Genomic DNA, 14909 nt, shown 5'->3' on the forward strand with positions numbered 1-14909 from the left:
CTTTGATAATGCCAACGCTCAACTTGAATATTCATATCGATGGGTTTGAACACGATACTCTACGCGTTATCGAGTATTCAGGCAGTGATAGCATATCAAGTTCCACTGACCGTAATGGCGCGGTGTGTAACGGGTTTCGATTCGAGTTTAAGCTCGCTAGCAGGCAATCCGATCTGGTACCAAGCGACATCATTGATCGTTCTGTCGACTTTGAACTAGTGCGAGATGGTCTGGTTGTCCAGCAAATCAATGGTATCGTGCGCCAATTTAGCAAGGGTAATACCGGGCATCATCACACGTTTTACCAGTTAACTATGGTGCCAGCGTTAGAGCGCCTATCTCTGCGTCGTAACTCTCGACTCTTCCAGCATAAAACGACCCCTGAAATTATCTCAATCTTACTTCAAGAGATGGAGGTCGTTGACTATGCCTTTGTATTAAAGAATGAGTACGTGCAGAGAGAATTTGTCGCTCAGTATCGAGAGTCTGATCTGGATTTTTTACACAGACTGGCCGCAGAAGAAGGGTTGAGTTATAGCTTTGTCCACGAGCAAAGTAAACACACACTGCTCTTTACGGATGCAAACGATGGTTTAATCGCGATAGAGCAACCGGTCCCTTATGTTCATTTGAGTGGTGGAATCGTTGAGCTGCCTTATATCAAAACTTTCTCGACTCAATCAACAGTCGGCGTCAGCCACAGTGAGCTTCAAGACTACAGTTTCAAAAAGCCAGCGTATGACTTTGCGCAGCAACAGCAGGGTAAAGAGTTGGGTGCTCAGCGAGCGGATGTTTATGAACATTTCGACTTTCCAGGAAGGTTTAAAAGCGACGCTTTAGGTCAGCAGATAAATAGGGCACGATTAGAGTTTCTGCGTCGAAATACGCGAATTGCGCTAGGCGAAAGTAACCAAGCTTCGCTATTGTCAGGTAAAAAGTTTCAGCTACAAGATCATCCCGACGCTACAGTAAACCGAGAGTGGGTCATCGTCTCTAGCCATCACTTTGGTACACAGCCTCAAGCACTGGAAGAAGAAGGGAATACTGGAGAAACCAGTTACTTCAATCATATTGAAGTGATTCCCGCAGACACAGTTTGGCAAGCGCAACCATCGCCTAAACCGAGCGTTGATGGCCCAATGATAGCAACGGTAGTGGGCCCTGAAGGGGAAGATATCTACTGTGATGATAAGGGCCGCGTAAAAGTCCACTTTGATTGGGATCGTTATTCAAACGCTGATGAACACAGTTCATGCTGGGTTCGAGTCTCTCAAGGGTGGGCAGGGTCGCAGTTCGGTAACGTAGCGATACCAAGAGTAGGCCAAGAAGTGATCGTCTCTTTTCTTAATCGCGACCCTGATCAACCGATCATTACTGGTAGAACCTACAACGCAGTCAATATACCTCCTTATCCTTTACCTGATAACAAAACCAAAACAGCAATAAGAACTGAGACCTATCAAGGCCAAGGCTTTAATGAGCTGAGTTTTGAAGATCAGGTTGACCAAGAACGTGTTTACCTCCATGCGCAAAAAGACATGGATGTAGAAATTAAAAATGATCATGTGACCAAAATTGAACGTGATGATTATTTAAAGGTTGATAACGACAGCTTTGAATTGACTAAAAACAATCGTCACACAACGGTTCAAGGTGAGTTGCGAGAAAAGATCGTCGCCGATAAATCCGTAACCATTGGCGGAGCACTTCAGCAAAAAGTGAAAAGCAAAACAGCAATCGATGCAGGTTCTGAAGTACACCTAAAAGCAGGCAACAAGATTGTTCTCGATGCAGGTAGCGGAATCACCATCAAAGCTGGTGGAAGCTTTGTGAAACTTGATGCTGGTGGCGTTCATGTCGTGGGTCCAGCAATCAATATGAACTCTGGCGGAAGCGCAGGCAGCGGCAGCGGATTTGGTGGCTTAGCCCCAGCAATGCCGATGGGGTTGGAGGCGTTGGCTACGCCGGAGGAGGCAACTCCATTACAGATTACGTCAACACAAAATGCAATGAGCCCTCTATTGAAAAGTCGACAGGTAGAGGCTTTAAAAGGGGTGGATCCAGTGTGTGAAGTCTGTGAAGAGCTAAGTAAAAATGGATAATTTAAACGAATCGTTTTTAGAAGCGGGATTTAGCTTTGAGCTGGAGAAAGATGAGCAACTATACCTTGTTGTTGATGGGGCACAAATTGAGGGACTAGCTTCAAAACTTTATGCCTTAGATGGCCCACTTCATATAGAGCCTATCTATATGAAGGCACCGTATGATCAGCTTATCGAAGTTTCTCCCTATATTGTACAAGCTTCAAAGAGTGTTCGGGATTGGTTTTTTGAGCTTAATAATTCATTAGCTGGGTATTTTATTTCCTCGAGCAAAGCTCTAGATGTTATCTGCGAAAATTATAGAAAGCTGATTATTGCAGAGTCGCCATACGGGAGTCAGATTTATATCAAGATGGCGAACTCGGAATGTGCTTGGGTTTTTTATGCTACCCAAACACCTCAGTTCTGGAATGAAGTATCGAAAGTATGGATTCCGACTCGTAAAGGTTGGAAGAGCGCAAAGTCTCCAGATTTAGAGTTTCACCGTGAGCAACTAAAGGTTTCTGACGAACAATGGGCATTGCTCGGGAGAGTTTCTTGGGATACGACGATTGAGAAATTATCCCAGCATGTTTTGAAGTGGTTTCCAGCCTTATTAGACAACCAAACCGATAGTACATCTTGGGTCAACCAACATGCTTTAACAGCGTATGACAAAGGTTTTACTTCGGAACGTGACCTCTTAATGTATATGAATATTATAGGTTTCTTGGGGGAGGATAAGTTCCGAGACCCAGAAGTTTACCCGGACATTTATCAATTAATCGAAATGCCATCTCAGCAAACGCCATCTCAAAGAATTGAAGCGGCTTCCGAGCTCGCCTTAGTTTACTCAAATCAAAAAACTACTCAGGAGAAACAAGTATGAGCAATCCAAATGATGACGCTAAAACGGGTCAGACAAAAGATGCTCAAGACCCTGCGGGTACTTGCTCTCTTAAAAAAAGTAAAATTCAACTAGTTCCGGTTAGATATGGCTTAGTCGAAACACTATCTGCAAAGGAACACACAAAATTACCTTTTGAGACTCATTCGAAGCCTTTAGGCATTAGGTTGCTCCGTGATGGTTGGCTCTACGTTTTGGTAAACACTGATAGCCAGTGGATTCTTCACGAGTATCGAGTAGAGGATGGGAAAATCACGAAACTACTTTGGCAAGATGCTGAAGTAAATAGTGACGAACGAACGAATTCGGTCGGTGACGCTAACTTAGTATTCGAACGGTGCGATGTGATTTATTGCTCCTATTCTGAGCTTCAATGGACAGCAAAAAAATGTTCTCAAGTGATAGGCTCAGATAAAGATAGATTGCGTTTTATGCAAAAGGTAAACCTATCAAGTTTTGATGCGACTAACGGTGGAAATGACCTGCTGACACCGAAACAAGCATCGGAGGTTATTGCAGAGTGTTCGGAGCAGCTAGGTACCCACAATAATGACGTTGAGTACAAGCCTTATGAGTGGGAACATAAGTCGCTATTTAAAGAAACAGATTTCACAGCTATCAATAGTTCTGTTCTCGCTGAATATCAAGAAGATCACCTTTACTTAGTTCTTAATGATGACATAGGTGTCTTAAGAGATTTGGCAAGTTACCAAGGGCTAGTCGCTAAGTCTTTAGAGGATTGGCAATCTGATGAGCAACAGTATCAAAAATATGTCGAAGGCTGTTATATCGAAACCCAGTTGCTGATTTCTCCGGAAAAAGTTGATGCGTTAGCAGCTATGTTAGGGAATGAAAAGCTCAGTAACGAACTGAATTCAAGTCAAAAAGAAAGCGTAGTCGCTTGGATACAAGAGTACGACGACAAATACCACGATTTTAGCCGTCCCTCTGTTGGAGAGAAATATCGGCTTATGGAGCAGGCTCTTGGCTCTGAAAAAATGGAGAAATACAAAGATCTTATCCATGACATCCAAGAGCAATTTGCCAATGACCTATACGGAGTTCCTGTATGGAAGATCTGGAATGGTTCAAATGGAAAACAAGGAATTAAAGATGTAATAAATCAGGCTGCAATGGAGGATTTCCTTGAGCAAGAAAGAGAAAAACTGGCTTATTGGGATGAGCGGCTTAATGCAATTTCTCAAGACCGGATAGAGTTATTTTCCCGCTTTTACTCCGCTGCTTGGTACTTTGATTCGACCACAGACTCACAGTTGGAGGAGCTGTTAGCGGCTGAATACAGCTGTATTCAAGATATATGCTGGAACGATGCGGCTAGCCAATTAGTGGCTGAAAAATTAGAGGAAATGCCTTGGATCGCAACTTATCGAGCTCTATTCACGAAGTCAGTTGATGAATACGACAAATTGACAGAAGCTATTAGTAAGAAAATCAATGAAGCGAAGCTTATTGCGAAGTATCAAAAAGATCTCGCGGAAATTAATGCTATTGGAGTAAGTCTTAATAACATCATAAATGAGCAGCTCGGGTCTCATGAATCAATCCAAACGAACGGTACATTGGGTAGCTATTCTCAACTTATTGACTCAACGTTCATCCCTGCTAATACCATTGGTCTCACAAATACAATTGACACGTTCTTTCAGAAAATAAGTTACGTGCAGGAGTTCAATCCTCACGAAGTGTTACGCAGCTATACTGGCGCTGCTTGGCTAGGAGTATTGAAAGCCTATAGAAACAGTGATATCACTCTTGGTTTTGCAAGTGAAGAAGAGCTTCATAAGTTTAATTTTCTTACCAAACAAGCGTCTAAAATTCGCAACGAAAATACGTCGTTAAAAAATACAATGCGTCGAGTATGGGCTGATCACCGGAAGAAAGGGCACACTGGTCAACCAGACTTACATGAACTTAAAGAAAGTCACAAAGCTAATCAACTTGAACTATCTAAGCTTGAAACTAAGATTCATAGCTCTATCTCCCCATTAGGTGACGGTCCAGAAAAAGCTGGCTTTTACATAAAGGGACTTAGTGAAGCTCAAAAACTTGATGTAAAATTGATGGCTTCAGATTATCGCTCGGTTAGTAAAGTTAGAGCTTGGAATAGTCATAGTGGTTGGGATGGGTTATCTGCCGTTATCACTTTTTTGGCAGTATATAATGCTATTAGTACTTACTCAGACTTATCTAATGAATCTAGCAATAACGTGACTAGTATCTCTCTAATGAAAGACATAACTTCAGCATTAAGTGCAACTTTCGGTTTTGCTCAAAGCTTGAGATCTAATTATGATAAAGCGGCGCTCAACAGTGTCAGCCATAGTAGTTCAAAGCTAGCCTACGGAGCTAACTTGGGGCGTTGGACTGCTGCTCTAGGTGGTAGTGCATATCTGTTTGGAATGATGTCATCAACAATGAAAACATATCAATCAGGCAGTCAATTAGTGGGTGCGCTATCAAAAGGAGAAACAGCGTCAATACTAAAACATAGTACAGACTTTCTTGCTGAATCTAGTATGACGATTGTGAATGGTTACGGGCTATACCAAAGCGCTCAAGTAGGATGGGCTACAATGCGTACAGAAAGTGCTGCAAGAGCTGCTATCTGGGCAAACAGTAGTAACCGCCTTCTTTCGATTGGTGTCAGAGTTAATATGATAGGCTTGTTCGTGTCTGCAATTCAACTTGGAGTTACGGCCGGATATAATTACTTTAGCTTGTCTGACTATATGCAATGGTTTAGAGATAGCCTTTGGGGGGATACCCCAAAAAATAATTCTCTTCAAGTAAGTAACGAGCAACTGGCTAAAATAAGTTCTAAACCAACTATGTCAATTAAACAGCTTCCAAAAGGTAATGCTCTTTCATTGAAAATGCCAGGCATTACTATCAATGAACTTGATGATGCTGGAATTGAAATTGCAGTTTATTGGCTTGTTGATCAGCAAAGAAATAACTGGAAGCCTTGGACTGAAGCCGCTGGGCAGCAATGGGTCTGTTTGAGCACACCAAATGAGCCACTTGAGATCGGACTTCCAATTTTCCCACGCGAAGCGAATGCTCAACATGGTATCGGCGTAGAATTACATTATCTTCCAACACCGGATTCATCAGAAAAAACGGTCGTGCGTTACCAAACTACAAGTTTGAACCGGCTTGGGCTTTTGAGTGAAGTTGGTATGCTAAAAGTAAGAACCATTGTACACGATAACTTATTACCGCTAACGACAAATCAGCTGAAACTACAAGGTGCATAGTGTGGCTAAAGAACAAAGCGTAGAACAGGATTTTAACTTAAACGACCAGCGTCCTCTTGTAGGTGAGGTGCGTAAGTTCCCTCTTGGTGAAGCTCTATTCTTTTCTCCTAAACCATTGCCTTCATCCAGAGTTAGCCCTCGTGGCTTAGGTGAATCAAACCAAATTGTGGAAATTAACGATACGTATATGGATGTAGGCCAGTCAAACCAAGGAAAAGCATTTCAAGCTCAATTAGTAATTTTTTGGGTCGTGCTTGCTGCGTTCGTAGTATTGTCTGTTATGATGCTAAGTGCGCATGCAATGAAAGGCGCATATCAAGGATTTTTTCAAGCACTATCCGTATCAATCAGAGAGGATTGGTGGGCTTTGATTCTAGCTATCATTTTACCTTCAATTTTTGGTTGGAGTGCGGTAATCAATTCTTCTTTAAAAAAAGCACGTCATAAGCCGATCCGATTTAATCGACAGCGTAGAGAAGTCTGTTACTTCGAAGAAGGAAGTAACACGCCAACAATTGTACCTTGGGAGGAAACAGTCTCATGGGTATCAATGCATAAAGGTTTTACTGGTAGTGCTATTGTATCTAACGTCACTTTTGGTATGGCTTTCCCCGACTCGACAGGTAAAGACTATTGGATGTTTAAAAGGCCTGTAGGGATTATGGAAGAAGGGCAACGCGCGTGGGAAATTATTCGCTGCTATATGGAAGAAGAGTCTGAATATTGGGCCCAAAAAGCTAAAGATGAAAATCGACAATCATTTGATGAACGTCGTTTGCAGATCAAGCAGAAGTTTAAAAATGGGTCTAAACCTGTTTTTGCTATGAGTATGTCAGACCCTACTGCCTCATACTTTAATATGTTTGGCTACTACATGTTTAATATTTTATGTCTGTGGAAGTTACCTTACTTGGTTTCAGAATGGGACAGCAAAATATCGATGGCTAAATTCCCTAAAGAAGTCGATGAGTGGTCTAAAGCAATACCCAAAGAAGAATGGGCTAAACCAAGCGAAGAATTACGTAAGCAAAAAGCTACGGCAGAAGCGCATTATGCTGCAGGAGGGAACTTAACTACTCTGCAAAAGCTTGTTGCGTAGATGCAGGTTAGTATTACCAAAAGAGGAAGCTGTTTTCGGTAGCTTCCTCTCTCTGAACCATCAAAACCTAACCAAATTCTCCACAGTCCCAACCCCCTCAATCGACACTTCCACTACATCACCATCTTTCATCGCTTTGGTTTGTCCCGGTGTGCCCATATAAATCAAGTCGCCGGGCTTTAAGGTAAAGTGCTTGCTTAGGTAGCTGACTACTTTGGCAGGGCTATGAATCATATTTCGAGTGTTTTCTTGCTGTACCGCTTGGCCGTTTAGACGAGTGGTGAGTTCTACATTGTTGTAATCCACACCCACGGCAATACTGTTGCCGATAGGGCCGAATCGATCTGAGCCCTTAGCTCGAATCCACTGTAAGTCGCTGCTTTGCCAGTTTCGTTCGGTAATGTCATTGCCGACAGGGACGCCGAATATCGCTTGTTTGGCCTCTTGCTCAGAAGCGTTCTTAACCGTCTTACCAATCACGATTACAAGCTCAACTTCAAAATGAACATTAGTAGCACCTTGCGGGACATTAATTGGCGCTCCTGAAAGAGTTAATGAAGAGGGTAGCTTAGAAAATATCGGTGGCGGTTGATTAGCAGGAGAGGCTAAATGGTTGGTGTAATTCATCCCAACGGCGAATACCTTCTCTGGCTTGGTCGGAACCAATGAGGTAACCGCGTTGAGATTAATTGTATGAGGTGAAATCGCCGTGGAAGAGAACAAATCGCCTTGGAGTGGATAGATTTTATCTTCAACCAACTTGCCATAGCTGACTTTGCCTAAGTGCTGATAACGAACGTAATGAGTGATTTCTGCATAAGCTAATGACGGGAGAAAAGGGATAAAACAGATGAGATAACGCCATAAATTCATGGGGGGGCTCCTTGGTTGAACCTGTATGTATATCTTATCTTTCAGTAAGCTAGCGACTGTATTACGTGATCTTCAACCTAACATAACAGTGAAGAATTTCGACAATTTTCCGATAACTTAGGTAATATATTCAGTAAATTGATTGCTCGTTCGCCATGTTATAGACGATAGAGCTATACTAAAGGAATGACCTGCTTCAAGTATGCAGTGTGAAATGGGATTAAGTCTATGAATGACGTTGTACAAAAACGCCGCTACTACCGATTAAAGTATCCTAAGCGAGCTAGGCCTTTTGTTCGATTCGGTGATGAGATGTTTCAGGTTACTGAGGTGTCTGAAGGCGGCATTAGAATGGTCTCTAATAACTTCACTAATATGTATAAAGGTCTGTCGGTAAAAGGTGTGCTTAACCTCAATGAAGATAACGTTGTAAAGATTGAGGGCGCTATACTTCGCTTTGATAATGATGAAATTATTATTAAGTTAAAAAAGGGCCCATCATTTAAAATTATGGTCGATGAGCAACGCTTTATTCGCAGTAAATACCCACTCTTCTTTGAAAAACTTAGGAAGGAAGTCGCCTAACGCTACTTACGCTAAGTACAAACTATATTATTAAAAAGGCCCTGTATGGCCTTTTTCTTTTCTGGATGTAAGATCTTCATGTAAGGAATTGATAGAGAATAAGAGCAAGACTAGAAGAGAGGGAGCGAATCAATGGACAAAAGCGTGTTGTTACAGCAGCTGTACTTGAGAGAGTGCCAAACCAAGGAGCTGGTGGATATACCACATATACCTTCAGGTTTGGTGAATTTACCAGAGTATCAGCGTTGGTTAGACAGCAAGCGTAATATTGAGATTGAAGATGTAGAGAACACTCACTGGATAAAAACCTGCACGGGCGGCTACATAACTGAGTTAATTTTTCATAGTAATGGGATGCTGGAAGAGTTTCGTCTTTTTGACCGTTTTGAAACTACGGGGCAATGGAAGCTGGATGATGGCGTATTGCTGGTTGAAATCCACAAAGGTTCCAACAAGTATAATTTAGCCGTGATTGGTAATGCCCAAATCAATATTCACTCCGCAGTTGAACTGAAAAATGGTGAGCTGCACTCGTACCTAAAGCTTGCGCAAATAAAGTGAAAAAGAGGCAGCTTTCGCTGCCTCATTGATATTAAAGAGTAGTCTTTTTGACCATGCCTGCTTCTGCGTGACCAGGGATGTTACAAGCAAATTCGACATTGTTGTCACCGTGGAAATGCCACAGAAGCTGCTTTGCTTTGCCTGGTTTGACGGTCACTGCGTTGCCAGAGTCGTGGGCGTGGTGGCTCATCGTCTTCATCATTTCACGATGTTCTAGTTGCTCTTTCGCTGAACCAATGGTGAACTCGTGGTCAATCTTACCTTTGTTCATCACAACGAATTGGACAACATCGTTTGGCTCAATCTTTACCTCTTTCTTAAACTTGATGGTCATGTCGTCATCTAAGATTACGTGAACCACTTTGTCTGGTTTTGCCCCTTTAGCAGGCGTACCAACATCAGACATACCTTCCATATTCATCATAGAGTGGTCCATCTTGTTGTTTGACATCTTGCTGTGATCCATAGAACCATGATTCATCTGTCCGTGGTCCATATTGCCATGGTTCATTTTTCCGTGATCCATGTTTGAATGATCAGAGTTTGCGTAGACTGCAGTTGTCGTCAGAGAAAGCATGATTGCAAGTAGTGTTTTTTTCATTGTTGTTCCTTACCTAGTCGGCGAATTAATTATGATTGGGGAAATGCATTCCCCAATGTGTTGAGTTAGTCGTGTGTTGTGTTTTGGTGAGCCTTAAGTTCACGTTGTTTCCACAATTTAAAAATTGCAGGCAGTACGAGTAGGGTAAGCATCAGTGCTGAAGCCATACCGCCAATCATTGGTGCGGCGATACGCTGCATTACTTCAGAGCCAGTACCTTGACCGTACATAATAGGGATCAAGCCGATAATCACGGTAAGAACCGTCATCATCACTGGGCGTACACGAAGCCCTGCACCTTCTCGAATCGAGTCAGTCAAATCACGACCCTCAAGTGCTCGATTGCTTTCCTCTGCCTTAAGTTTGGTGTAGTGCCAGGCTTGGTTGAGGTAAACCAGCATGATCACACCTATCTCCACTGCGACACCTGCTAGGGCAATAAATCCAACCCCCACTGCGATAGAGAAATTGTAGTTAAGGTAATGCATCAACCACAGGCCACCGACCATCGCTAACGGCAGGGTCAACATGATGATCATTACTTCGCCCAAGCGACGGAAGCTGAAGTAAAGCAGCAGCATGATGATGGCAATGGTAATTGGCACGACGACACCTAAACGCTCTTTAGCACGCTCCATATATTCATATTGACCTGACCAAGCTAGTGAATAGCCAGCAGGAAGGACGAGCTGCTCAGCGACAGTCTGTCTTGCTTCTTCAACATATGAACCTAGATCTCGTCCATCAATATCGACAAATACCCAGCCATTCGGGCGTGCGTTCTCTGTCTTGATCATCGGAGGACCATCTTCGTAGCGGATATCTGCTACGTCTGCGAGTGAGATGCGCGCGCCATTTGGTGTGACAAGGGGCAAGTTCTGCAATTTGACCACAGAATCACGGTAGTCTTGCGGGTAACGTACGTTGATAGGGTAGCGTTCTAATCCTTCAATGGTTTCACCCACGTTCATTCCGCCTATGGCTGTAGAGACAACTTGCTGAACATCTTTGATGCTTAACCCGTAACGCGCGGCTGCACGGCGGTTGATATCGATGGTGACATAACGACCGCCTGCAACACGCTCAGCGTAGACTGAAGCGGTACCGTTAATCGCATTAAGAATAGGCTCAAGATCCGAACCAATCTTCTCAATCACTTTTAAGTCAGGGCCAGCGATTTTGATACCAATAGGCGTTTTGATACCGGTAGCAAGCATGTCGATACGCGTTTTGATTGGCATAACCCAAGCGTTGGTTAGCCCCGGGAATTTGACGAGTTCATCAAACTCTCTGCGCAGAGATTCTGTTGTGACGCCGTCACGCCATTGGTCACGTGGTTTCAACTGAATCACAGTTTCGATCATTGTAAGGGGGGCAGGGTCGGTGGCTGTCTCGGCGCGGCCAATTTTACCCCAAGCGGTTTCCACTTCAGGTACGGTCATGATCAACTTATTGGTTTGCTGTAGAACTTCACGCGCTTTACCAATCGAAATGCCCGGATATGTGGTCGGCATGTACATTAGGTCGCCTTCGTCTAGCGGCGGAATGAACTCGCTACCCATTTTTGTGGTTGGGTAGTAAGCCGAAGCCATTAACACTAGAGCAATCGAAATAATACTTTTCGGATATTTCAGACTTAGATTCAATAAAGGCTTATACAGTGACACCAAGCCTTTGTTGATCGGGTTTTTGTTCTCCGGCAACACGTTACCGCGAATGAAGTAACCCATCAGCACCGGTACAAGCGTGATAGCTAGACCGGCAGACGCCGCCATCGCATAGGTTTTAGTGAAGGCGAGAGGAGAGAACATCTTACCTTCTTGACCCTCTAAGGCGAATACTGGAACGAAACTCAATGTAATAATCAGCAGTGAGAAGAAGAGCGGTGCGCCCACTTCTTGCGCTGCATTACCGATCACCTGCCAACGGTTTTTATCGTTGAGAGGAGTTCGTTCAATATGTTTATGCACGTTCTCAATCATTACGATCGCGCCATCAACCATGGCACCGATGGCAATCGCAATACCACCAAGGGACATGATGTTGGCGTTGATACCTTGCCAATGCATCACAATAAATGCAGAGAGAATACCGACTGGCAGACTTAGCGCGATCACCAGTGATGAACGAATATGGAATAAGAACAGTGCACAGACGATGGCAACCACGATGAACTCTTCTGTCAGCTTCTTCCATAGGTTCTCTACGGCTGAATCAATAAGTGTTGAACGGTCGTAAGTCGCGACAATTTCTACACCTTCTGGCAAGCTGTTTTGTAGTTCGCTGAGCTTGTCTTTAACTTTGGCAATAACCTCACTGGCGTTTTCGCCAAAGCGCATCACAATGACACCACCAACAGCTTCGCCTTCACCATTAAGCTCTGAAATGCCACGACGCATTTGCGGGCCAAGGTTTATATCAGCAATATCACCAAGCAGTAATGGTGTCCCTTGTTCGGTCACTTTCAGTGGCAGGGCTTTGATATCTTCAATACCAGATAGATAACCTGTGGTACGGACCATATGTTCCGCTTCAGCCACTTCAACAACCGATGCGCCACTTTCTTGGTTACCGTTTTGGATCGCCATGTTGACCTGTTGTAGCGTTAGGTCATAAGCGCGCAGCTTAGCTGGATCAATCTGAACTTGGTATTGCTTAACCATACCGCCAACAGTGGCGACTTCTGAAACGCCATCAACGGTTTGCAGCTCATACTTTAAGAACCAGTCTTGTAGACTACGAAGTTCAGCTAAGTTGTGCTGACCAGTTTTGTCTTGAAGCACATAGCTGTATACCCAGCCCACACCAGTGGCGTCTGGGCCGAGTGTCGGCTTGGCACTTGGTGGCAAATTAGGCGCAACTTGACTTAAGTACTCCAGTACACGTGAACGAGCCCAATACATGTCGGTATCATCATTAAAGATGATGTAGACGTAAGAGTCGCCAAAGAACGAATAGCCACGGACGGTTTCTGCTCCAGGTACCGCGAGCATAGCAGTGGTCAGTGGGTAAGTGACTTGGTCTTCAACCACCTGTGGCGCTTGACCTGGGTAGCTAGTCTTGATGATCACCTGTACGTCAGAGAGATCAGGAATCGCATCAACCGGCGTGTTCTTAATGCTGTATAAACCACCGAATACCAGCGCAATGGTCGCAACAAGGACTAAGAATCGATTGTTGATCGACCAGCGAATAATCGCATTAATCATACTCGGCCCTCGTCTAACTCAAGTTGCTTCAGGATGTACTCAGAACCTTGTTTCTCGATTAGAAACCGAACTTTTTGCCCTTCTTCAAAGCCTGATAAGTTGATTTCTTCGCCAACAGAGAAATTGAGCTCACCTGAATCCCAATCCCACTCGGTTACCGGTAAGTGGTTTAACGTGATCATGCCAAAGTCGGCCATCAACATAGAGATGTCACCCGTTGCCCAAACTTCGGCAACGACAGCGGCATCACTGATTTTGTAATCAACGATCTCGTATTGGCCCTGTGGTGTTTTCTGCATCTCAAATTCAATCGCTTGCCCTTGAGCAAATGGGGTGAAATCCACTTCCTCTGCAACAGTAAAGTTCATCACCATTCCCGGCCAATCCCATTCAGGTACCGGTTGGTGGTTGATGGTCAGCATGCGGTGACCTTGCATCACATCGGTGATTTCACCTTTAGCCCATGCGGTTTCTTTTGGTGGCTCGATACCATTGATACGTGATAGATCCGCCGATTGGCTTGATTCTGAGTCGAGCATGAAGTGTGCTGCGGTGACTATTTTGTCGCCAATTTGCAGGCCATCTAGCACTTCAATCTTCTCTCCGGCTTCGCGGCCAACCTCGATGCGTGCTGAGCGATATTTACCGTCACCTTCTGCGAGCACAACTCGAGTCATTCCGCCTGAACGGATAACCGATGAGCGCGGAATTGTCAGTACTTGTTCGTTACTAACAGGGAGCAGTGCAACGTTAGCAAACATATTAGGTTTCAGTTCGCCGTTAGGGTTAGGGAACTTTAAACGGACTCTTAAGGTGCGAGTTTTAGGGTCTAAAATTGGGTAGACGTAATCAACTTCACCTGTCCAGTTTCCACCCGGAATGGCGTCTAAGGTCATTGATGCTTGGCTACCTTTGCTAATCCAATGAGACTGGCGCTCAAAGACTTCGGCATCTACCCAGACTTCGTCAAGAGGGCCAGCACTGATTACGGCTTGCGCAGGTGATAAGTAACCGCCTTCACGAATGTTTAAACTAGCAATAATTCCATCTGCCGGAGCTTTGATTTCGATAGTTTGAGACGCTTTGCCTCGACGTGTAATTGCGCGTATTTGCACTCGGTCTACGCCAAGGGTAATCAATCTGTCTGTTGCGCCTTTAATCATGCCTTTACGCTGAGTTTTATAGGCGCTGAGTAGTTCTTCTTGAGCTTTGACTAGCTCAGGAGAGTAGAGCGAAAACAGAACTTCACCTTGGGATACCTTCTCACCAACTGCGTTGATGTTGAGCTTCTCAACCCAACCCGAAGCGCGGACGTTGGTCTGCCATAATTGGCTTTCATCAAAGGCAATGTAGCCAACGGTTTCAATACGAGGTGATAACGCTTCTTTGGCCACTAAAGCGGTTTTTACACCAAGGTTGTTTTCTACAGCAGGGGCAATTTTGACTGTTCCTGGTTTATCGTTGTCACCGTTTAGGTCACGGGCATAAACTGGAATCAGATCCATACCCATTGGAGATTTCCCAGGTTTGTCTCGTTGGTAATTTGGGTCCATTGGAGCCACCCAATACAACGGCTCATCTGAACTTGTTGCCGCTCCTGATGAGGCGTTTGGCATCGTATGTCCAGAACCTGATAAATAAAAGTTAGCGCCGTAGCCAACAGCACCGCCCACCAATAACGCAAGCGTCGCAACTTTAAATGTACTCATATTAAA

At 44.2% G+C, this 14909-nt stretch carries 10 protein-coding genes; 6 read left to right on the forward strand and 4 right to left on the reverse strand.

What is annotated here, in order from left to right; all coding sequences use genetic code 11:
• The first annotated feature begins 8 nt into the window (after nt 1-8).
• Genes tssI through ACU01J_RS15590 form a run of 4 tightly spaced genes read left to right on the forward strand, consistent with a single transcriptional unit; the run spans nt 9 to nt 7365 of the window.
• Nucleotides 9-2102, forward strand: coding sequence for a type VI secretion system tip protein TssI/VgrG (gene tssI, locus ACU01J_RS15575; protein WP_481086540.1), 2094 nt, complete (start codon nt 9-11; stop codon nt 2100-2102).
• The gene (locus ACU01J_RS15580; protein WP_481086541.1) at nt 2095-2970 is read left to right on the forward strand and encodes a DUF4123 domain-containing protein; all 876 of its coding nucleotides are present in this window, start codon (nt 2095-2097) and stop codon (nt 2968-2970) included. Before tssI ends, ACU01J_RS15580 begins: the two co-directional genes overlap by 8 nt.
• Nucleotides 2967-6266 (forward strand): toxin VasX, encoded by a 3300-nt coding sequence (locus tag ACU01J_RS15585; RefSeq protein ID WP_481086542.1) that lies wholly within the window; start codon nt 2967-2969, stop codon nt 6264-6266. The genes ACU01J_RS15580 and ACU01J_RS15585 overlap by 4 nt, the downstream gene beginning before the upstream one ends.
• A gap of 1 nt (nt 6267) precedes the next feature.
• Entirely contained in the window at nt 6268-7365 is a 1098-nt protein-coding gene (locus ACU01J_RS15590) for a hypothetical protein (RefSeq protein WP_481086543.1), read from the forward strand.
• Nucleotides 7366-7425: 60 nt separating this feature from the next.
• On the opposite strand, the gene ACU01J_RS15595 is transcribed toward ACU01J_RS15590, so the two are convergent.
• Nucleotides 7426-8238 carry a fumarylacetoacetate hydrolase family protein gene (locus ACU01J_RS15595; protein WP_481086544.1) on the reverse strand — a complete coding sequence of 271 codons (813 nt, stop codon included), beginning with the start codon at nt 8236-8238 and terminating at the stop codon, nt 7426-7428.
• A 228-nt stretch (nt 8239-8466) separates the two neighbouring features.
• On the opposite strand from ACU01J_RS15595, the gene ACU01J_RS15600 reads away from it, so the two are divergent.
• Both ACU01J_RS15600 and ACU01J_RS15605 read left to right on the forward strand, forming a co-directional pair.
• Nucleotides 8467-8823 (forward strand): PilZ domain-containing protein, encoded by a 357-nt coding sequence (locus ACU01J_RS15600; RefSeq protein WP_481086545.1) that lies wholly within the window; start codon nt 8467-8469, stop codon nt 8821-8823.
• 132 nt (nt 8824-8955) lie between these two features.
• Complete coding sequence (locus tag ACU01J_RS15605; protein ID WP_481086546.1) at nt 8956-9384, forward strand: hypothetical protein; 429 nt, start codon at nt 8956-8958, stop codon at nt 9382-9384.
• A 31-nt stretch (nt 9385-9415) separates the two neighbouring features.
• Here the strand turns inward: ACU01J_RS15605 and copI are convergent, their stop codons facing one another.
• The 3 genes from copI to ACU01J_RS15620 form a co-directional block, all read right to left on the reverse strand.
• Nucleotides 9416-9985, reverse strand: a complete 570-nt coding sequence (gene copI / locus ACU01J_RS15610; protein WP_481086547.1) for a copper-resistant cuproprotein CopI — start codon at nt 9983-9985, stop codon at nt 9416-9418.
• 65 nt (nt 9986-10050) lie between these two features.
• Complete coding sequence (locus tag ACU01J_RS15615) at nt 10051-13194, reverse strand: efflux RND transporter permease subunit (protein WP_481086548.1); 3144 nt, start codon at nt 13192-13194, stop codon at nt 10051-10053.
• On the reverse strand, nt 13191-14903 hold the full coding sequence (locus tag ACU01J_RS15620; RefSeq protein WP_481086549.1) for an efflux RND transporter periplasmic adaptor subunit: 1713 nt from the start codon (nt 14901-14903) through the stop codon (nt 13191-13193). Before ACU01J_RS15620 ends, ACU01J_RS15615 begins: the two co-directional genes overlap by 4 nt.
• Between the last annotated feature and the right edge of the window lie 6 nt (nt 14904-14909).

The organism is Vibrio sp. 2433-A1 (assembly GCF_056726085.1).